Here is a 19,232-nt window from a genome sequence, read left to right on the forward strand (position 1 = left end):
TGTGGCTTCCCGACGAACCCGTTCCGAACCCGCCGCCAGTCCCGGTACCACCCGGGCCCGCTGGTACCACCCCCTCAGCCAACACAATTACCGTCTGTTCCTGGCCATGCAGCTGGCCGGGAGCCTTGGCGTGTGGATGCAGCGGCTGGCGCAGGACTGGCTGGTGCTGCAGCTGACCGGAAGCCCCGCGGCGGTGGGGGCCGCCGTCGCCCTGCAGTTCCTGCCCATGCTGGTGGTGGGCCCGCTGGCCGGACTGGTGGTGGACCTCTTCCCCAAGCGCCGGATCATGATGGTGTGCCAGTCCGTCATCGTGCTCCTGGGCCTTGGGCTGGCGGCATGGGCGGCAAGCGGCACCCTGACCGTCTGGGTGGTCTACGGCAGCTGTATCGCCCTGGGCGTCACCGCCGCAGTGGACCAGCCCACCCGCCAGGTCTTCGTCAATGAAGTGGTGGGCGATGCCGCCCTGCGCCCGGCGATCGGACTCAACAACGCCCTGTCCCAACTGGGCGCCATGGCCGGGCCTGCGCTGGGCGGCATCGTGATTGCGCAGGCAGGACCGGCGGCCGCGTTCGCTTTGAATGCGTTGATCGGGGTTGTGGTGCTCGGCCTGATTGCCGGCATCCGGTTGCACGAACTGCACCCCGGCGCACCGGCCGAAAGGGGCCGGGGCCAGGTCCTTGCCGGCTTCCGGTATGTCCGGGAGAGGCCGCGCCTGCTGCTCCTTATTGTGTTGGCCGGGCTGCTGGGCGCCTTTGGCATGAACGGGCCGGTGGTCCTTGCCGCCTTTGCCGAGCGGGTGTGGCACAACGGGGTGGAAGGCTTTGGCTTGTTCAACACGGTCAGCGCCTTGGGCGCACTGGCAGGCGCACTCCTGGCGGCACGGCTGGGCAGCATGGGCCGAAAGGGCATCGTGGCCGCGGCGGCCCTCTTCGGGTTGTCCCAGCTGGTGGCCGCGCTCATGCCCACCCTGGTGCTGTTCGTGGCGATGCTGCTGGTGGTGGGTGTGATGACGCTGCTGTTCCTGACCTCCGCCGCCACGGCCGTCCAGCTCGAAGCCGGTCCCGCTATCCGCGGCCGGGTGATGGCCCTGTATTTGCCGCTCCTGCTGGGCGGCCATGCCTGCGGCGGCCTCCTGGCCGGCTGGCTGACCGAGCAGTTCGGTGTCCGGGCCGGGCTGGTGGTCACCGGCTGCCTGGGCATGCTGTCCGCCGTGGTCATCGGCTTCCTGCTCTGGCGGCACGGGCGGCGCACCCGTCCTCCCGTGGCAACTACCGGGCCGTAAACGTCCAGGTGCCGGTGTGCACGCGGAATTCCCTGGCGGCGCCGGCCGCTGCGCGCAACGGGACGGAAGGTACGACGACGGCATCCGCGGAGGGCCCCTTCACCCCGTAGGCGCCGTCGGGCAGCCGGACGATTGCCGTGGTTCCGGGTGGAATGGTGCATTCCAGTTCCACCAGGCCGCCGCGCCGGTGCCAGCCGGCCTGAACGTATCCGTTGCAGGTAGGGACGCTGCCGCGGGCATGCTCCAGCCGGCAGAGCGGTGGTTCGACCACTACTTCGGTGCCGCCGGCCACGGCGTACCGGATGCCGAGCAGGTGCTCAAGGATCTCCTTGAGCACGGACGCGGACCAGGCATGCGACTGGCTGTAGTCGCTGCCGTCAACCAGGTCCCACGCCTCCCACGTGAAGGTGGCCCCGCGGTCCAGGAGCCGTGCCCAGCCGGGCTGCCCCTTGCCGGTGAGCAGGTCCAGCACGGCGTCCGTCATGCCCTGGTCCACCAGCGCGCGGACCAGTCGGTGGACCGTCATGGGTCCCTGCCGCATTCCCATTCCGGCAATCCGGGCGGCATCCGCAGCCGCATAGGCGGAGTCAGTGATGCCGAGCGACAGCGGGAAGGACGTGGCGTGCTGGGAAGCGTGGGAACTGGGTGTCCCGTCCTCGTGGAGCCCGTCCACCATCACCCCGCCAACGCGCAGCCGGCTGCGGATCGCGCCGGCCAGGGTGCGGGCCATGCCGGCATAGTGGGCCGCCGCGTCCTGTTCGCCGGCCGCGCCGCAGAGCCGGGCGGTGGACACCAGGGCCGAGTAGGCCTGGGCGTTGACGGTGGTTTTGGCCGCGCAGTGCATGTCGTAGCCGAACCGGCCGGGCGCCGGCCAGTCGACGATGCCGTGCAGGTAGGGTCCGGAGCCGCCGCCCAGCCTGGTGACCAGTCCCGCCGTCGGGCCCTCCGCAGGAATGTACCGGAGCGCATAGTCGGCCGTGTCGCGCAGGTGCGGCAGCAACTCCCGGACCAGGGCAAGGTCACCCGTGCGCAGGTGGTACTCCTCCGCCCATTCCGGCAGCATCAGGGAAAAATCGGGGATGTCGCGCTTCCCGTCGCCGTTGGGATAGACAGCGTTGTAGCGCCCCTTCCCCTCCCCGTCATGCCAGTAGCGCCAGGCTGACCAGGCGAACTCCCGGAGCGCCTGCGCCGTATAGGCGTGTTCGCCGAACAGCGCCATGGTGGCATAGGAAATGTTCGCGGCGTCGGCCAGGAACTGGCCTTTTTCCCGGGTGGGAGTGTCCACGAACTGTTCCTGGATGCCATGCAGCGCAGAATCGCGGAGCAGGCCGAACACCGCGTCCAGGGTTGGGTCCGAACTGCTGAAGCTGCCCTCGGCGGGGTGGCTGGCATGGACGATGGCGGCGCCAACGCGTGAGACTTCCGCGGCATCCACGCCGGGAAGCTCCAGGTAGCGGAAGCCCAGATGCACTGAGGCCCGGTACTGCTGGGGCCCGGAAGCCTGGGTGTATGGGAAGGACATGTCGGTGTTCTGGCTGGCGGTCTTCCCGGCGTCCAGCCTGCCATCGGGGCGCAGGACGTAGCCGGCCCGGAGCATCACGGTGCGCCCGGGCACCCCGTCCAGGAAGTCCACCTCCGGCCGCGCGGCGATGACCTGGCCAAAGTCGGCAACCATTGTGCCGTCGTCGGCCGTCAGGAACTGCCGTGGCGCCACGAACCCGCCGGCAAGGAAGGTCCTGCGGGGGTGCAGCCGGGGAAAGTCCGACGACGGGTGGCCGGCAATGGGGATGGCGGCCGGCAGGTCAAAAGCCGCGTCAAGGGACGCGGCTGCCTGTCCGTCGAGGTGCTCGACGGGATCGCCCTCGTCGTTGCGGTAGCCGGCCTGGCGGTACGGCGCCTCGCCGGCGGACCAGCCAGGGCCCGAGGCAAGGATTTCCCGGCGCCCGTCGTCGTAGTCCACGGTGAGCCGGACCAGGAGGCCGGGGATGCCGGCGGCGCGGCCTTGGCCCGGGCCGTACCAGTGAAGCAGGGCCGTCACCGGCACGGGCGTGTCCGTGGGGTGTCCGGCGAGGAGCTCCGTAAGGTCGGCGGCGTCGTAATAGCCCTCGCCGGGGTAGCCGAACGAGGTGGTGCTGAGGCAGTGCGTTCCTGCCACGGAGAACTGGGCGTGATGGTGGGCTGCGGCGTAGAGCCGGGCACGCCGCACGGTCCCGCCGAGTGTGAAGGTGGTCCGGAACAGGGTCCACTCATCCGGCTGGCGGTGAAGGGTGGTTCGGGGCCAGTGCGCCAGGCATGCCAGGGCCTGGTCAGCGTCCGTGTCGAAACGGTGGTCCAGCAGCAGGTTTTCGCGTCCGCCGGCAGTCCCGGCGACGCGCAGGGAGGCGTACTCGGCCTGGCTCCGCGGGCCCTGGTGCAGCGCAAGCATGGCTGCGCCGCCCTCGTCAACAGGGACGTCAACCGCCAGCAGTTCGGCGCCGTCCACGGCGACGCGGATGATCCGGCCATCATCGCTGACCGCAAGGTTCCGCCAGGCGCCGGACGCCGCGTTGGTGGCCTGGGCGCTGGCTATTAATTCCGTCTCCGGAGCCGCGGGGGAGGGGATCTCCCATGCAGGGGCGTGGCGGAGCACCACTTCCCCCGTGGCGCCCAGTTCCAGCAGCAGGCCGGTGCCGGGGCCGCTGCTGCGCAGGAGCAGGCCGGCCCGGCCCATCACGGGGCGTACTCGGGCGTCAATCCGGAAGCTGGGCAGCGCAGGGCAGGGAACAGGGAGGAAGGGGGAACCTGCCACCCGGAGTGCGTGGTCGAGCACTTCCAGCGGGGCCCGTCCACCCGGGGCCCGTCCCATCCAGCCGGCCCGCCACGAACTGTCCGTGAGGCCGGTGCTGAAGGGCTGGAGGGCGGACCAGGGACCGGGGACACCGGTGGCGTCCCGGATGCGCACGCGCCAGGCGTAGTCGCTGTCCTCGTCAAGGCGGGAACCGCCGTACGGAACGCCACGCTGGGAGGAGGCCGGCACCTGCCCCGAGTTCCACAGCACGGCGCCCGGGGCATCCTGGACCTCAAGCTCGTAGCCGGTCTGCCGCGCAAGGGCGGGGTCGCCGTCGTCGTCCTGCCCCAGCTGCCAGCTGAACTGAGGTGACAGTGCGGCGGTCAGGCACGAGGCAAGCCCGTCCGTCAGGAGGTTGATGGCGTGGAGCTGCCCTGCGTCTTCCGAAATCGCTGCGGCCTCGCGGTCTGGGGCTTCCTCCACGCCCCTCATGAGGCCGGGATTTCGAAGGAAGTTGGTTTGGCGGCAGCCCAGGGGAGGCCAAGCTCACTGAACGTGGCATGCTGCCGGCCGGCGCGCTCCAGGGCGTCCTCGATGCCAACCACCACGGCATGGGCTGCATCGCCTTCGCCTTCCCACCGGACATGCGCTGGATCGATGGGAACGGGACGCGGTGCTGTCCTGACGGCCTCAAGCACCAGCATGAACGCCCCGCTGTCCAGCAGGCTGCTGATCAGCGGAACGCCGTGGGCCCGGTGGGCCAGGAGGTTCTCCGTCAGGTCGTCGCGGCCGTAGGTCTCCTCCGTGCGCCCGGACGCCGTCTCGATGGTGAGCCGGTCCTCGGTGTAGTGGAACACCGCACTGCCGGCCGAGCCCTGAAGGGTGACATAGGGCTCCACGGATTCCGACGCGCAGATGGTCAGGGCGCAGGTGATCGGCAGGCCCGTAGCGGTGCGGATCCGGATCACGGACGTGTCATCCGACTCGATGTCGTTGGCACGGTACAGGTCGGTCTCCACGGAAGCGAGGTCCGCGGTGGTGCGCGCCCCGGCAATCCGCAGCGCGGTTGCCACGGCGTGCGCAAGTGGATTGGTGGCAACACCATCCACCACGTCCACCCCATTGATGCTCCGTTTTCCCGCCCAGCGGGAGCGCTTGAAGTAGGCCTTGTCCCGCACCCAGCGGCCGGTGGCGGAGATGCCTTCCAGGGTTCCGATGGTTCCGGCGGCAACCAGTTCTTCGATGGCTTTCAGGGCGTGCGAGCCGAGGCTTTGAAAGCCGATTTGTACCTCCCGGCGCGGTTGCGATGCCGCCGAACACAGCCGGTTGAAGTCCACGAGGGAGGCCACGGGAGGCTTCTCCAGGTACAGCTCAGCGTCCGTTGAGAGGGCGGCCAGGGCCAGCGGGGCATGGGTCTGGATGGGCGTAGCCACAATGATCAGGTCCAGGTCCCGGGTCGCCTCGAGGAGGTCATCGAGCCCCTGGTAAACAGCGGCCGACGGCGGGACGGCGCCGGGTGCCGGCGGCTGCGGGTCCGCCACGGCCACCAGTTCAACGCTCCCGGCCGCCTGGAGGCGTTCGAGGTTCCGAAGGTGATGGGTGCCAAAGCCGTGCACCCCCACCAGGGCAATCCTTGCCGCAGCAGGTGCGGTGACTGTCCCGGCGCCGCCGCCGGCGGCTTCCGTTGCTGTTCCCAATGGTTCTCCGTTCTGCCCGGGCACCGGCCTGCGGGTACCAGCATCGAGGTGCGCAGCAGTCCAGCAAGCGCTTTCCACCTTTTAGTGTGCGGTATGCAGGCGTCCCCCGTCCAGCTATGTAACGATTCAAAATTCCGCTTGACCCGGGTGTGGAGGGAGGGCTAGATTTTCGAGGAACCGATTACTGGCGTGATGCGGACCACTTTCCGCTTCGCCTCTGCAACGATGGAGAAGGGGGATTGCGGCATGCTGTCCGGAACCTTGAGTGCGCGCGCCTACTCATTTTTTGACACGCTCGTATGGATAGCCTGCCTCAATCTGCTGTGGATCGCCTTCACCGTTCTGGGTCTGGGGGTCTTCGGTGCTGGACCGGCTACTGCCGCCGCCCAGATTGCGGTGCGCAAGCGGGCCGCTGGGGACGCCGCTCCTCTGCTGCGTGGCTTCACCGCCGCATACTTCCGGAGCTTCCCCAGGGCGAACATGCTTTCACTCCCGGTCATGGCCATCGCAGCGGCGCTTGTCCTGAACTGGAACTACTTCTCCCGGGGCGCAGGCCTCTTTTCGCAGCTCATGGCGGCCGGCATTTTCGTTGCGGCGATCTTCGTGGCCGGTGCCGCCTGCTACGTGTTCCCCATGTATGCGCGGTATGAGCTCCCAATGGCGCAGTACCTGCTGGTGTCCTCCCGGTTTGCGGTGCGGCACCTGGCGGGAACGGTGATCCTGCTCTTTGTTTCGGCCGCGGTGGTTTATGCCAGCGGCAGCCTTCCGGGCCTGATCCCGTTCTTCAGTATCGGCGTCTGGCTCTACCTCACCGGCTGGTTGTGTGACCGCTTCTTCACCGCCAATGACGAGGCCGTAGCCGCTGTGGCGGAACCAGCCGTCCCGCCAGCCCTCCAGCAGGCCTCGACTGCCTGACTTCCCCCGGGCAGCCGGCCGCTTGCATTGATGTGGCCCAGACCTGCCCGGACGCGTGACTGAAACGTATCAACAAGGGGCGGAACAACCCCCAAGTACCCCAACGAAGTGGAAAAGGAAGAATATGATCCGCAGGAAACTTTCCCTGGCCGCCGCCGTCGTCACCGCCACGGCACTGAGTCTCACGGCCTGCAGCGGGAGCAACACTCCCGCTGCGGACCTCACCTCGGTCTCCATCATGGCCCCGTTCCTGGAGGCGCAGCCGCCAGCAGCGGACGGCGCGGTCCAGAAGAAGCTGGAAGAACTGACCGGCAAACAGGTCAAGATCAACTGGGCCCCCAACGCCTCCTATGAGGACAAGACCAACATCACGCTGGCCGGATCCGACATCCCGCAGGTCATGGTGATCCAGGGCAAGACACCCGGCTTTGTGAAAAACGCCCAGGCCGGCGCCTTCTGGGACCTCACGGACAAGCTGGACAAGTACCCCAACCTCAAGACAACTCTTCCGGACATCCAGAAGAACGCCAGCGTCAACGGCAAGGTCTTTGGGGTATTCCGGGGCCGCGCCCCCATGCGTACGGCCGTCATGTTCCGGCAGGACTGGCTGGACAAGCTGGGTCTCCAGCCGCCCAAGACCGTGGAGGACCTGTACAAGGTGGCCAAGGCCTTCACCGAGCAGGACCCGGACGGCAACGGCCAGAACGACACCTATGGCATCACCATCCCTAAGTGGGGTGCGCTGGGCACCAACAGCCCCTACGACGTGATTGAGGAGTGGTACGGCGCGGGGAACCGCTGGACGGAGCGGGACGGGAAACTCATCCCCAGCTTCGAAACGGACGAATTCCTCGAGGCGGACCGGTTCATCAAGAAGATGGTGGACGAAAAACTCATCAACCCGGACTTCGCCACCTTTGACAGCACCAAGTGGAACGAACCGTTCTTTAACGGAAAGGGCGGCATCATTGTCGACGTCGATTCCCGGGTTAGCGTGCTGATCAACCTGTTCAAGCAGGCAGACCCCAACAACTTCCAGAACAAGGTGGGCTTCGTGGGCAACCTCGAAGGACCCGACGGCGAACTGCACGCGCACCCCACCGACGGCTACTCAGGATTCCTGGCCATTCCCAAGGCCAGTGTCAAGAGCGAGGCCGAGCTGGACAAGGTCCTGCAATTCCTTAACACCATGAACGGCAAGGACGTGGCCGTCCTGCTGAACAACGGCATCGAAGGCGTGAACTTCACGGTGCAGGACGGCAAAGCGGCCACCATCAAGCCCGAGACCCCTGAGGGCAAGGCTGTGACCACCGATATCAAGAGCTACGCGCAGCTTGGCATGAATGTGGCGGGCAACCAGTTCTACCCGGTCAAGCAGCCCACCGGCTACGAGCAGCAGGTGTTCGACAAGCGCACCGAAGTGATGGCGGAAGACTTGAAGAGCGCCGTCTACAACCCGGCCGCCCCCTACGTCTCAGAAACCTACGTTGCCAAGGGTGCGCAGCTGGACAACATTGTGGCCGATGCGCGCATCAAGTACCTCGCCGGCCAGATCGATGAGCAGGGCCTCAAGGACGCCATCAAGCTGTGGGGCACCAGCGGCGGCAACAAGGTCAAGGAAGAGATCAACAAGCTGTGGCAGGACAACAAGTAAATGGCAGCCCCTGTCATTGACACCCTCGCCGGGGAGCAGACGCGCGGGAATGCCACCGCTCCCCGGACCGGGGGCAGGTTCTCTGTCCATTTCGCCCACTACAAGTGGCTGTACCTGCTGCTCCTGCCCGGAGTGGTGTACTTCGCGGTGTTCCGCTACGCCCCCATGTACGGGGTGTCCATCGCGTTCAAGGATTACGTCCCGTTCCTTGGCGTGAACGGCAGCCCCTGGGTGGGGTTCCGGAACTTCGAGGACTTCTTCGCGAACCCCGACTTTCCCCGGCTGCTGGGCAACACCCTGATCCTGGCCTTCCTGAACCTGGGCGTGGCCTTTCCGCTGACCATCATCCTGGCGCTGCTGCTCAACGAGGTCCGGCTGTCCATCCTGAAGCGTACGGTCCAGACGCTGGTGTATATCCCGCACTTCCTGTCCTGGACCATCGTGGCATCGCTGAGTTTCCTGCTGTTCGCGTTGGATATTGGCCCGCTGTTCCAGCTCCTGAACACCGTCCTGGGCACCCACATTGATTTCCTGTCCGACCCCGCGTGGTTCCGGCCCCTGATCGTGCTGCAGGAAATCTGGAAAAACACGGGCTGGGGGACCATCATCTTCCTGGCGGCTCTGTCCACCGTGGACCAGGACCAGTATGAGGCGGCGATCATCGACGGCGCCGGCCGCTTTCGGCGGGTCTGGCACATCACCCTTCCCGCGATCCGTTCCACGATCATCGTGATGCTGATCCTGGCCATCGGGCAGATGCTCAACACGGGCTTCGAGCAGATCTACCTGATGACCAATGCCCTGAACCGGGAAGTGGCGGATGTCTTTGACACCTACGTCTACTTCGTGGGCATCACCCAGGGTGCCTACAGCTACTCCACCGCGGTGGGCCTGTTCAAATCCCTGGTGGGCATCGTGCTGATCTTCGGCACCAACGCCCTGGCCAAGCGATTCAACCAGAGCGGACTGTTCTAGCCATGAAAATCCACAACACCCGCGGCGGCCGCGTCTTCGATGCCGTCAACTACGTCTTCCTGTCCCTGATCGGCATCATCACGCTGTTGCCGTTCGTCTACGTCTTCGCCGGGTCCTTCGCCAACGAAGCCGAGATCACCCGCCGGGCCTTTTTCGTGTGGCCGGAGCAGTTCAGCCTGGGCTCCTACGAATACATCTTTGCCACCCCGGCGTTCATCCGCGCTCTGGTGACCACCATCCTGGTCACCGCGGTGGGCACCCTGGTCCAGCTGGCCTTCACCGTGACCATGGCCTACCCGCTGGCCAAGAAAACCCTCCGCGGCAGGAACGTCATCCTGTCCCTGGTGGTTTTCGCAATGGTCTTCTCCGGCGGCATGATCCCTACCTTCCTGCTGGTCAAGGACCTGGGCCTGCTCAACACCTACTGGGCCCTGATCCTGCCCGCGGCCATCAACCCGTTCAGCCTGATCATTATCAAGAACTTCTTCCAGGAACTCCCCGCGGAGCTTGAGGAATCAGCCAAGATGGACGGCGCCACCGAGATTGGGATTCTCTGGCGGATCCTGCTGCCGCTGTCCAAACCGGTTCTGGCAACGTTCGCGCTGTTCTACGCCGTGGGCATCTGGAATGACTTCATGTCGCCCCTGCTCTACCTCAGCGACAACTCCAAGTGGACGCTCCAGATGTACCTCCGCCAGGTCACCGCCGCCTCGGACCTGCTGGGAACCGGCAACGTGGACCCCAACTACATTCCGCCGGAACAGGGCATCAAGTTCGCCGTGATCGTCGTGGCTACTTTGCCCATCCTTATTTTCTATCCATTCCTGCAAAAGCACTTCGCCAAGGGCATGCTCATCGGTTCCGTGAAAGGCTGATCCGCCCGTTGAGGAAAGACACCATGAAGATCCTGCTGGCCGGAGATTCCACCGTGGCCAACTGTCCCACCCATGAGTTCCCCATGAGCGGCTGGGGTGCACACCTGCCTCCGCTCACGTACACCTGGGGAGCGGTCCACAACTTCGCCAAGGGCGGGGCCAGCACGGAGTCCTTCCGCGATGACGGGCTGTGGGCGGCGCTGCTGGCGGAGGCCGGTGAAGGCGACGCGGTGCTCATCCAGTTCGGCCACAACGACCAGAAGAAGCAGCACCTGGCCGCCCGGACCGGCTACGCGGCCAACCTGCGCGCCATGGTGGGGGAGGTCCGGGACCGGGGCGCGGCTGCGGTGCTGTGCACCTCCGTGGAGCGGCGGCACTTCCTGGACGCGCCGTCGTCGGACGCTGTCCTGGCCGAAAGCCTGGAGGACTATCCGGAGGTGGTCCGCGAACTCGGCCTGGAGCTGGCGGTCCCCGTCGTGGACCTGAATGCCTGGACCCGGCGCCTGTACCGCCGGCTGGGGCCGGACAGATCCCGGGAGCTCTTTTGCCACTTCGGGCCCGGGGAGCACGCACATTGGCCTGCCGGCCTGGCGGACAACACCCATTTTTCCCAGTCCGGGGCTGCGTTGGTGGCGGGGGAAGTGGCCCGGCAGCTTGGTTCGCTGGGATACGGCGCGGCCGGCACCAAAGAGTTAAGTACGACGGCGGGACGCGGCTAGGTGGGCACGACGGGCTTGGAGACGGGCATCCTCTACAGCAACCCGCTGGCAGGACCGGATGACGTGGCCGGTTGGGTGGCGGAAGGGCCGCTGCGGATGGGGAGCCATGAAGGAGCCCTGGAGCTGTCCGGCGCACTGGACGACCAGGAGTTCGGCGACCACGCGCATTGGACGGTCTGGTGCCCCCGGGACTTCCCGGACGGCATCCGCATCAGCTGGGACTTCCGGCCGCTCGCGGAGCCCGGCTTGGCCATGCTGTTCCTTGCAGCCACAGGACAGGCCGGGCTGGACCTGTTCAGCCCGGCCCTTGCGCCCCGGACGGGCTTCTATCCCCAGTACCACTCCGGCGACATCAACACCCTGCACGTCTCCTACTTCCGGCACAAGCACCCGTCCGAGCGTGCCTTCCGTATCTGCAACCTGCGCAAGAGCGCGGGATTTGAGCTGGTGGCGCAGGGTGCGGACCCGTTGCCGCCCGCGGAGGATGCCGCCGGCTTCTACCGGCTGGAGGTGGTGAAGGACGGGCCCCGGGTGGCATTCTCCATCAACGGCCTGCTCCTCTTTGAGTGGGACGATCCCTCGGGAAGGGTGCTTGGCGGCGGCCGGATCGGCTTCCGGCAGATGGCTCCGCTCCGGGCTGCCTACCGGAACCTGGTGGTGGAGAGGCTTTAGGGACAGCGCAAGAACTTGGGGGACAGCGCAAAAGCGGACGGCCTCGAAGGGCCGCCCGCTCTTGGCAATACCTGGTTGTTGGAGTGCTGGCAGACTACAGTCCCAGGACCCGGTTGAGCAGGTTGGCCAGGCCGCTCAGGCCGGTCCCGCCGTCCAGGAGTCCGGTGATGGCGCACAGGAGGTTGCCCACCAGCTTGCCTGCGCCGGACTGCGCCACGATGTCCAATACCACCTGGTTCAAGTCGACGTTGAGTCCCAGGATATCGAGGTGAAGCGGGCCGAGGACAAGGTTCACCACGTCGCAGCCGCCACCGCCGGCCATGGTGGTGGGTGCAGCAGCGGCGGTTGTGGTTACCGTCTGGCTCACCTGGGAGGCCTTGCCGGCGAGGTCGGTGAAGGTGCCCTGCACCAGGCCGGTCACCATGAGTTGGCCGTCCTGGGCATCGAAGCCGGTGGGGGTGAAGGAGCCCGCAAAGCTGCCTACGCCCTCGATGGTCTGGTTGATGGTGCCCGTAACGCCGGCAACCTTTGATGACTGGGAGGCGGCAGAAGGAGCCGCGGGTGCTGCTGCCGTGGCCGGGCCTGCCATGCCAAAGAGCATGGCGCCGGAGAGGGCGAGAGCGGTGATTGAAGCTGAGACCTTGGTTCGCATTTTCGGTAAATCCTTTCAGCGCCGGGTGGCGGCGCAATGAATCCTCCGAGGCTCCGCCCCCATGGAGAACCCCGGCGGAACTGTTTATTTCAAATGCAGTTCATTTCAAATGCAGCCCTGACGGGCCGCGACACGTGGCGTTTGACTGGTGATCCAGGCCACGGGCACGTCGACCAACCTATTAGTAAGCATGCTGATCAGTCAAGCCCGTCGGAGGGCAGGCCCGTGGTCCGGGGAGTGGCGCGCGCCTGGCTGTCCATGCGTGGGGCAAGATAGAGGGGTTCAGCAACTGCCCACTGGAGGGAGGCGGCGTCATGGAGCCCGTAACGGTCGACGGTGGCAAGGGCACCGTGGAATTGCGCACCGATGGCATCATCCATCTCATTTGGGAACCTCGTGTCCGGATAGAACTCCAGGATGCGCAGGCGGCCATGGCGACGGTGAACCGGATAGCCGGGGATGGCAGCTACCCCATGCTGGTGGATATGGCCACCACGGAGGCCGTCAGCAGGGATGCGCGGTCGGTCTTCTCCATTCCATGTGCGGCCAACCGCATCGCGCTGCTCGGGGCAAGTCCGGTGGACCGGATCATCGCCAACTTCTTCCTCGGCGTCCACATCCCACCCTGCCCCACCCGCTTTTTCACTTCGCGGGATGAGTCCATGAAGTGGCTGCAGCAGGGCGGAAACTAGCCTGGCCGGTGGGGTTGTCAGCCGGCGGTCGTTGCCGTGCTCTGCCGGATGACAAGCTCAGGCGTGAAGACCACTGACCGATGGACGGGGTTCTGGGACTCCACTTCTTCGGCCAGCAGCTCGATGGCTGTCCGGCCCAGCAGCTCGGTGGGCTGGCGGATGGAGGAGAGCGGCACCACGGCGGAGACGGCAAAATCGATGTCGTCGTAGCCGATCAAGGCCACGTCCTCAGGAATGCGGAACGTGTGCGTCATGGTCAGTGACTGCATGACACCCAGGGCCAGAAGATCGTTGGCGCAGAAGATCCCGTCCGGCAGTTCCGCCCGGCCGCGCTGCACCAGCATGTCGCCCACGCTGCGTCCCGCAAGGACCGTCTGCCCCTTTGAATCCAGCACCTCCAGCGTGGCGTCCGGCTCCTCCTTCACGGCCCGCCGGGCACCCTGGAGGCGGTCCGCCACCTGCCGGATGGAGGTGGGGCCGCCAACGAAGGCGAGCCGGCGGCGGCCGGTGTCCAGCAGGTGCCGGGCTGCGAGGTACCCGCCGGCGTCGTCATCCACAGCGACTGAACTGAACTTTGATTCGTCAGCCAGCCGGTCCACCAGCACCGTGGGCACCCCGCGCTCGCGGAGGAGGTCCAGCCGCTCCGTGATGTCCCCCACCGGCGAAATCAACAGGCCCTGGACACGCTGCTCCTGGAAGAGGTCGATGTAATTGGCCTCCCGGCCGGCGTTGTGGCCGCTGTCGCCCAGCAGGACGGCGCTTCCCTGCAGTGCGGCGGCGTCCTCGGCGGCGCGGACCACGGAGGTGAAGAAGGGGTTGCCGACGTCCAGGACAATGAGTCCGATGGTGCGGCTGTGGCCCGCGCGGAGTTGCCGGGCGGCGTCGTTTCGGACAAAGCCAAGTTCATCGATGGCGCGCAGGACCCGTTCCTTGGTCCGTGCCGACACCCGGTCCGGATAATTCAGGACGTTCGACACCGTCCCCACGGCCACGCTTGCATGGTTGGCCACGTCCTTGATACTGGCTGTGCGGTTCATCGATTCTCCGTGCTGACTTGCCCGCTGCAGGAGGTTCCGTGCGGGAGATCAAAAGTTCCTGTCATTGCTTGACAGCTGCTCAAGTCCAAGAGTACTTTGAATCGTATTAATGAAACGATTCAAAGATCAACGTTTGAAAAAGGAGTCCCAATGAGGGTGTGCTTCCGTTCCTCGGTGCAGCCGGCGCTGATCGATGAATACCGTCGCCGGCACGCCGCGGTGTGGCCGGAGATGCTGCATGCGCTCAAGGAAGCGGGATGGCATAACTACTCCCTCTTCCTGGCGGAGGACGGCCTCCTGGTGGGCTACGTGGAGTGCGACGACTTTGACGCCGTCCGCGCCCGCATGGCCCTGACCGAAGTCAACGCCCGTTGGCAGGCGGAAATGGCAACCCTCTTTGCAGATTCCGGCCAGGCGCCCGACGAAGGGTTCCAGGTCCTGGAAGAAGTTTTCAACCTTGACAGCCAGTTGGCCGCACAGCCCTCGGCGGGCTGACGGGCTGAAGCAGGCAGCCCGCCGTCGAATCCGTCGGGCACCACCACCAGCACGGCTCCAGCAGCGGGGCACCCATCCACAACGCATCAGACAGACGCTCAGACACCGGAAAGAACCATCATGAATGACGTAGCAAAGGCGCTGGGCAGGCTCGGGGAGCTTGCCATCGAGGTCCCATCGTGGGCTTATGGAAATTCAGGCACGCGGTTCAAGGTGTTTGGCACACCCGGTACGCCGCGGACGGTCCAGGAAAAGCTGGCCGACGCCGCGAAGGTCCACGAGTTGACCGGGCTGGCTCCCACCGTGGCCCTGCATATCCCGTGGGACAAGGTGGACGACTACGCCGCACTGAAGGATTACGCCGCCGGACTGGGGGTGGGGCTGGGCACCATCAACTCCAACACCTTCCAGGATGATGAGTACAAATTCGGTTCCCTGACCTCCTCCAACGAGTCGGTCCGCCGCCGGGCCATCGACCACCACCTGGACTGCATCGACATCATGCACGCCACGGGTTCGAAGGACTTGAAGATCTGGCTGGCGGACGGCACCAACTACCCGGGCCAGGACGACATGCGCGGCCGCCAGGACCGGCTGGCCGAGTCCCTGCAGGAAATCTACGCGGCCCTGGGGGATGGGCAGCGGCTGGTACTGGAGTACAAGTTCTTTGAGCCGGCTTTCTACCACACCGATGTTCCGGACTGGGGCACTTCCTACGCCCAGACCCTGGCCCTGGGTGAGAAGGCGTTTGTCTGCCTCGACACCGGCCACCACGCGCCGGGCACCAACATCGAGTTCATCGTGATGCAGCTGCTGCGCCTGGGCAAGCTGGGTTCCTTCGACTTCAACTCGCGCTTCTATGCCGACGACGACCTGATCGTGGGTGCTGCGGACCCGTTCCAGCTCTTCCGCATCATGTGCGAGGTGATCCGCGGTGGCGGCTTCGGCAAGGATTCCGGTGTGGCCCTCATGCTGGACCAGTGCCACAACCTGGAGGAGAAGATTCCTGGCCAGATCCGTTCCGTCCTGAACGTCCAGGAAATGACCGCCCGCGCCCTGCTGGTGGACACCGCGGCGCTGGCCGAGGCGCAGCGCGCCGGCGATGTGCTGGCCGCCAACGGCATCTTCAACGATGCGTTCTACACCGACGTCCGCCCGGTCCTTGCCGAGTGGCGTGAATCCCGCGGCCTGCCCGCGGACCCGATCGCTGCCTTCAAGGCCAGCGGCTACCAGAAACAGATCAACGAGGACCGCCTTGGCGGCCAGCAAGCCGGATGGGGCGCATAACCAGCCATGAGCAACAAGACTGTTGAAGACCTGATTTCCCGTTCCAACCGCCTGGGTGCGGACAAACGGAACACCAACTTCGCCGGTGGCAACACCTCCGCCAAGGGCACGGAGAAGGACCCGGTCACGGGCGAGGATGTACAGCTTTTGTGGGTCAAGGGTTCCGGTGGTGACCTGGGCACGCTGAAGGCACAGAACCTGGCGGTGCTCCGGCTGGACCGGCTGACCGCCCTGAAGAACGTGTACCCGGGTGTTGAGCGTGAAGACGAGATGGTGGCGGCTTTCGATTATTGCCTGCACGGCAAGGGCGGCGCCGCTCCGTCGATCGATACGGCGATGCATGGTTTGGTGGACGCCGCGCATGTGGATCACCTGCACCCGGACTCCGGCATCGCCATTGCCACCGCCGTTGACGGGGAAGCACTGACCACCAAGATCTTCGGCAACAAGGTGGTCTGGGTTCCCTGGCGCCGTCCCGGATTCCAGCTGGGCTTGGACATCGCCGCCATCAAGGACGCCAACCCGCAGGCCATCGGCACCATCCTGGGCGGCCACGGCATCACCGCCTGGGGCGCTACCAGCGAAGAAGCGGAAGCCAATTCCTTGTGGATCATCGAACAGGCCGAAAAGTACATCGCAGAGAACGGCACGGCCGAGCCCTTCGGTGCCAAGCTGCCCGGATATGCGGCCTTGCCGGAAGCTGAGCGCCGCGCCAAGGCCGCAGCCCTGGCGCCTGTGATCCGCGGCCTGGCCTCCACGGACAAGCCGCAGCTGGGGCACTTCAGTGACGACGCCGTCGTCCTGGACTTCCTCGAAGCCGCCGAGCACCCGCGCCTGGGCGCCCTGGGCACCTCCTGCCCGGACCACTTCCTGCGCACCAAGGTCAAGCCGCTGATCCTGGACCTTCCGGCCGACGCCTCCATTGAGGATTCGATTGCCCGGCTGCAGGAGCTCCACGCCGGCTACCGCGAGGACTACCAGGCCTACTACGACCGCCACGCGGATGCCGATTCGCCGGCGCTGCGCGGCGCCGACCCGGCCATCGTGCTCGTGCCCGGCGTGGGGATGTTCTCCTTCGGTGCCAACAAACAGACCGCCCGGGTTGCCGGCGAGTTCTACATCAATGCCATCAACGTCATGCGCGGCGCCGAGGCCATCTCCACCTACGCACCCATCGAGGAATCCGAGAAGTTCCGGATCGAATACTGGGCGCTGGAGGAAGCCAAGCTGGCCCGGATGCCCAAGCCCAAGTCGCACGCCACCCGCATTGCGCTGGTGACCGGCGCGGCATCCGGGATCGGCAAGGCCATCGCCACGCGCCTCGCCGCGGAAGGCGCGTGCGTGGTCATCGCCGACCTGAACCTGGAGAACGCGCAGAAGGTCGCTGAGGAACTCGGCGGCCCGGATGTCGCGGTCGGCGTCCAGGCCGACGTCACCGACGAAGCCCAGGTCGCCGCGGCGATCGACGCCGCCGTGCTGGCCTTCGGCGGCGTGGACCTGGTGGTCAACAACGCCGGACTGTCCATCTCCAAGCCGCTGCTGGAAACCACCGAAAAAGACTGGGACCTGCAGCACAACGTCATGGCCAAGGGCTCCTTCCTGGTGGCCAAGGCCGCCGCCAGGGTGATGATCGCCCAGGGCCTGGGCGGGGACATCATCTACATCTCCTCCAAGAACTCCGTGTTCGCCGGCCCCAACAACATCGCCTACTCCGCCACCAAAGCAGACCAGGCCCACCAGGTCCGGCTCCTCGCGGCCGAACTGGGGGAGCACGGCATCCGCGTCAACGGCATCAACCCCGACGGCGTGGTCCGCGGCTCCGGCATCTTCGCCGGCGGCTGGGGCGCCAAGCGCGCAGCGGTCTATGGCGTTGACGAGGAGAAACTGGGCGAATTCTACGCCCAGCGCACACTGCTCAAACGTGAAGTCCTGCCCGAGCACGTAGCCAACGCGGCCGCCGTCCTCACCAGCAACGAACTGTCCCACACCACCGGCCTGCACATCCCCGTGGACGCCGGAGTAGCCGCAGCCTTCCTCCGATGAGTGCGGCTGTGTTTGCCGCCGTCGACATCGGTGCCTCCTCCGGGCGGGTCATGCTGGGCCGGGTCTCCCCGGACTCGGGGGTATCGCTGGAGACCGTCCACCGGTTCCCCAACGGTGTAGTGGAGCTCGACGGCGGCCTCCGCTGGGACTTCGACGCCCTGTTCGCGGAGGTCCTTGCGGGCCTCCGCGCCGCGGCTACGGCGGCGGCGGCGCAGGGCGAAACAATTGCCAGCATCGGCATCGACACGTGGGCCGTGGATTACGGCCTGGTGAACAAGGCCGGCGAGTTGGTGGCACAGCCCTTCAGCTACCGCGATGACCGGAGCAGGGCCGCCGTCGCGCCGGTGCACGCCAAGCTGGACCCTGCACGGCTCTACCGGACCACCGGGCTGCAGTTCCTCCAGTTCAACACCATCTACCAGCTGGCCGCCGAGCGTAACCTGGCCGGGCTGAAGGCCCTGTTGATCCCGGACCTGATCGCGTTCCTGCTCACCGGGGTGCGCCGGACCGAGGCCACCAACGCCTCCACCACAGGGCTGTTCGATGCCGTCGCGGGGGAGTGGGCCACCGATTTCTTCACCGCGCTCGGGCTGCGGAAGGACCTGTTCCCGCCGCTGATCCAGCCCGGGGAACCCTACGGGTACCTCCTGCCGGACATCGCCGCGGCCCTGGGACTGCCGCGTGAAACCACGGTGGTGGCGGTAGGTTCGCACGACACTGCGTCCGCCGTCGCCGCAGTCCCAGCGCAGGGCGAAAACTTTGCCTACATCTCCTCCGGCACCTGGTCCCTGGTGGGGCTGGAGCTGCAGCAGCCCGTCCTGACCGAGGCCAGCCGGGAAGCGAACTTCACCAACGAACGCGGCGTGGACGGCACCATCCGCTACCTGCGCAACGTGGGCGGACTCTGGCTCCTGAGCGAGTGCCAGCGGACCTGGGCGGGCGAGGGTTTCCAGCCTGACCTGGCCGCGCTGCTCTCCGCTGCCGCAGCCCTGCCTGCCGGCGGTCCCCAGGTCAACGCCGACGACCCCTACTTCATCGCCCCGGGCGATATGCCCGAGCGCATCCGGGCAGCAGTCCGGCGAACCGGGGACGTCCTGCCCAACGAGCCCGCGGCGATCACCCGCTGCATCATGGACAGCCTCGCAGCTGCTTATGCCAGGACCATCACCACGGCCGAACGCCTGGCAGGCCGTGAGGTGGACGTGGTGCACGTGGTGGGCGGCGGCTCGCAGAACACCCTGCTCTGCCAGCTCACCGCCAACGCCACCGGCCGCCCGGTCATCGCCGGTCCGGTCGAAGCCACCGCCCTGGGAAACGTGCTCATCCAGGCCCGCGCCGCCGGGGCTGCCACCGGGGGCCTGCCACTCCTGCGCGGAACCATCGCCGCCGGAACGGACCTTCGACGGTACGAACCCCAGGAGCTGACACTGAACGCCGCCAGGAATTGAACTCCTGGGTGTCCACAGGCCC

16 protein-coding genes are annotated in these 19,232 nt (G+C 66.3%); 12 read left to right on the plus strand and 4 right to left on the minus strand.

From position 1 onward, the window contains the following. Nucleotide 1 precedes the first annotated feature (1 nt). Complete coding sequence (locus tag ASG79_RS16825) at nucleotides 2–1,282, plus strand: MFS transporter (RefSeq protein WP_056392640.1); 1,281 nt, start codon at nucleotides 2–4, stop codon at nucleotides 1,280–1,282. Here ASG79_RS16825 and ASG79_RS16830 read toward each other — a convergent pair. Both ASG79_RS16830 and ASG79_RS16835 read right to left on the minus strand, forming a co-directional pair. Next, on the minus strand, nucleotides 1,269–4,532 hold the full coding sequence (locus ASG79_RS16830) for a family 78 glycoside hydrolase catalytic domain (protein ID WP_082581798.1): 3,264 nt from the start codon (nucleotides 4,530–4,532) through the stop codon (nucleotides 1,269–1,271). The two genes, ASG79_RS16825 and ASG79_RS16830, sit on opposite strands and share 14 nt — an antisense overlap. 5 nt (nucleotides 4,533–4,537) lie before the next feature. After that, complete coding sequence (locus ASG79_RS16835) at nucleotides 4,538–5,746, minus strand: Gfo/Idh/MocA family protein (RefSeq protein ID WP_056392644.1); 1,209 nt, start codon at nucleotides 5,744–5,746, stop codon at nucleotides 4,538–4,540. Nucleotides 5,747–5,938: 192 nt separating this feature from the next. Between ASG79_RS16835 and ASG79_RS16840 the strand changes: the two genes are divergently transcribed. From ASG79_RS16840 to ASG79_RS16865, 6 genes are all read left to right on the plus strand, one after another. Then, a complete protein-coding gene (locus ASG79_RS16840) occupies nucleotides 5,939–6,661 on the plus strand; it encodes a YesL family protein (RefSeq protein WP_235509858.1) in 723 nt (240 codons plus the stop codon). Nucleotides 6,662–6,785: 124 nt separating this feature from the next. Then, entirely contained in the window at nucleotides 6,786–8,315 is a 1,530-nt protein-coding gene (locus tag ASG79_RS16845; protein WP_056392646.1) for an extracellular solute-binding protein, read from the plus strand. Next, nucleotides 8,316–9,290, plus strand: a complete 975-nt coding sequence (locus tag ASG79_RS16850; protein WP_082581799.1) for an ABC transporter permease — start codon at nucleotides 8,316–8,318, stop codon at nucleotides 9,288–9,290. It begins immediately after the preceding gene. Nucleotides 9,291–9,292: 2 nt separating this feature from the next. After that, nucleotides 9,293–10,165, plus strand: coding sequence for a carbohydrate ABC transporter permease (locus ASG79_RS16855; RefSeq protein ID WP_056392647.1), 873 nt, complete (start codon nucleotides 9,293–9,295; stop codon nucleotides 10,163–10,165). A 23-nt stretch (nucleotides 10,166–10,188) separates the two neighbouring features. Beyond that, nucleotides 10,189–10,884, plus strand: coding sequence for a rhamnogalacturonan acetylesterase (locus ASG79_RS16860; RefSeq protein WP_056392649.1), 696 nt, complete (start codon nucleotides 10,189–10,191; stop codon nucleotides 10,882–10,884). After that, complete coding sequence (locus tag ASG79_RS16865) at nucleotides 10,885–11,556, plus strand: DUF1961 family protein (RefSeq protein ID WP_056392652.1); 672 nt, start codon at nucleotides 10,885–10,887, stop codon at nucleotides 11,554–11,556. Nucleotides 11,557–11,650: 94 nt separating this feature from the next. On the opposite strand, the gene ASG79_RS16870 is transcribed toward ASG79_RS16865, so the two are convergent. Next, on the minus strand, nucleotides 11,651–12,208 hold the full coding sequence (locus ASG79_RS16870; RefSeq protein WP_056392658.1) for a hypothetical protein: 558 nt from the start codon (nucleotides 12,206–12,208) through the stop codon (nucleotides 11,651–11,653). Nucleotides 12,209–12,522: 314 nt separating this feature from the next. Between ASG79_RS16870 and ASG79_RS16875 the strand changes: the two genes are divergently transcribed. Then, nucleotides 12,523–12,900: an STAS/SEC14 domain-containing protein gene (locus ASG79_RS16875; RefSeq protein ID WP_043424831.1), complete on the plus strand. Its 378-nt coding sequence runs from the start codon at nucleotides 12,523–12,525 to the stop codon at nucleotides 12,898–12,900. A 17-nt stretch (nucleotides 12,901–12,917) separates the two neighbouring features. On the opposite strand, the gene ASG79_RS16880 is transcribed toward ASG79_RS16875, so the two are convergent. Beyond that, the gene (locus ASG79_RS16880; protein WP_018768909.1) at nucleotides 12,918–13,937 is read right to left on the minus strand and encodes a LacI family DNA-binding transcriptional regulator; all 1,020 of its coding nucleotides are present in this window, start codon (nucleotides 13,935–13,937) and stop codon (nucleotides 12,918–12,920) included. Nucleotides 13,938–14,087: 150 nt separating this feature from the next. Here ASG79_RS16880 and ASG79_RS16885 point away from each other — a divergent pair, with 150 nt between their 5' ends. The 4 genes from ASG79_RS16885 to ASG79_RS16900 all read left to right on the plus strand — a co-directional run bounded on the left by ASG79_RS16885 (nucleotide 14,088) and on the right by ASG79_RS16900 (nucleotide 19,210). After that, nucleotides 14,088–14,432: an L-rhamnose mutarotase gene (locus tag ASG79_RS16885; protein WP_018768908.1), complete on the plus strand. Its 345-nt coding sequence runs from the start codon at nucleotides 14,088–14,090 to the stop codon at nucleotides 14,430–14,432. A 120-nt stretch (nucleotides 14,433–14,552) separates the two neighbouring features. After that, complete coding sequence (gene rhaI / locus ASG79_RS16890; protein WP_056392660.1) at nucleotides 14,553–15,719, plus strand: L-rhamnose isomerase; 1,167 nt, start codon at nucleotides 14,553–14,555, stop codon at nucleotides 15,717–15,719. A gap of 6 nt (nucleotides 15,720–15,725) precedes the next feature. Further along, complete coding sequence (locus tag ASG79_RS16895; protein ID WP_056392661.1) at nucleotides 15,726–17,762, plus strand: bifunctional rhamnulose-1-phosphate aldolase/short-chain dehydrogenase; 2,037 nt, start codon at nucleotides 15,726–15,728, stop codon at nucleotides 17,760–17,762. Continuing rightward, nucleotides 17,759–19,210: a rhamnulokinase gene (locus ASG79_RS16900; protein WP_056392664.1), complete on the plus strand. Its 1,452-nt coding sequence runs from the start codon at nucleotides 17,759–17,761 to the stop codon at nucleotides 19,208–19,210. Before ASG79_RS16895 ends, ASG79_RS16900 begins: the two co-directional genes overlap by 4 nt. Nucleotides 19,211–19,232: the final 22 nt, after the last annotated feature.

This window comes from Arthrobacter sp. Soil761 (assembly GCF_001428325.1).
Lineage (GTDB): Bacteria > Actinomycetota > Actinomycetes > Actinomycetales > Micrococcaceae > Arthrobacter.

Excerpts from the sequence above, each read along its gene's own strand:
- ASG79_RS16840 (WP_235509858.1), top strand. The coding sequence starts at position 5,939 with ATGCGGACCACTTTCCGCTTCGCCTCTGCAACGATGGAGAAGGGGGAT.
- ASG79_RS16845 (WP_056392646.1), top strand. The coding sequence starts at position 6,786 with ATGATCCGCAGGAAACTTTCCCTGGCCGCCGCCGTCGTCACCGCCACG.
- ASG79_RS16850 (WP_082581799.1), top strand. The coding sequence starts at position 8,316 with ATGGCAGCCCCTGTCATTGACACCCTCGCCGGGGAGCAGACGCGCGGG.
- ASG79_RS16855 (WP_056392647.1), top strand. The coding sequence starts at position 9,293 with ATGAAAATCCACAACACCCGCGGCGGCCGCGTCTTCGATGCCGTCAAC.
- ASG79_RS16860 (WP_056392649.1), top strand. The coding sequence starts at position 10,189 with ATGAAGATCCTGCTGGCCGGAGATTCCACCGTGGCCAACTGTCCCACC.
- ASG79_RS16870 (WP_056392658.1), bottom strand. The coding sequence starts at position 12,208 with ATGCGAACCAAGGTCTCAGCTTCAATCACCGCTCTCGCCCTCTCCGGC.
- ASG79_RS16875 (WP_043424831.1), top strand. The coding sequence starts at position 12,523 with ATGGAGCCCGTAACGGTCGACGGTGGCAAGGGCACCGTGGAATTGCGC.
- ASG79_RS16880 (WP_018768909.1), bottom strand. The coding sequence starts at position 13,937 with ATGAACCGCACAGCCAGTATCAAGGACGTGGCCAACCATGCAAGCGTG.
- ASG79_RS16885 (WP_018768908.1), top strand. The coding sequence starts at position 14,088 with ATGAGGGTGTGCTTCCGTTCCTCGGTGCAGCCGGCGCTGATCGATGAA.
- rhaI (WP_056392660.1), top strand. The coding sequence starts at position 14,553 with ATGAATGACGTAGCAAAGGCGCTGGGCAGGCTCGGGGAGCTTGCCATC.
- ASG79_RS16895 (WP_056392661.1), top strand. The coding sequence starts at position 15,726 with ATGAGCAACAAGACTGTTGAAGACCTGATTTCCCGTTCCAACCGCCTG.
- ASG79_RS16900 (WP_056392664.1), top strand. The coding sequence starts at position 17,759 with ATGAGTGCGGCTGTGTTTGCCGCCGTCGACATCGGTGCCTCCTCCGGG.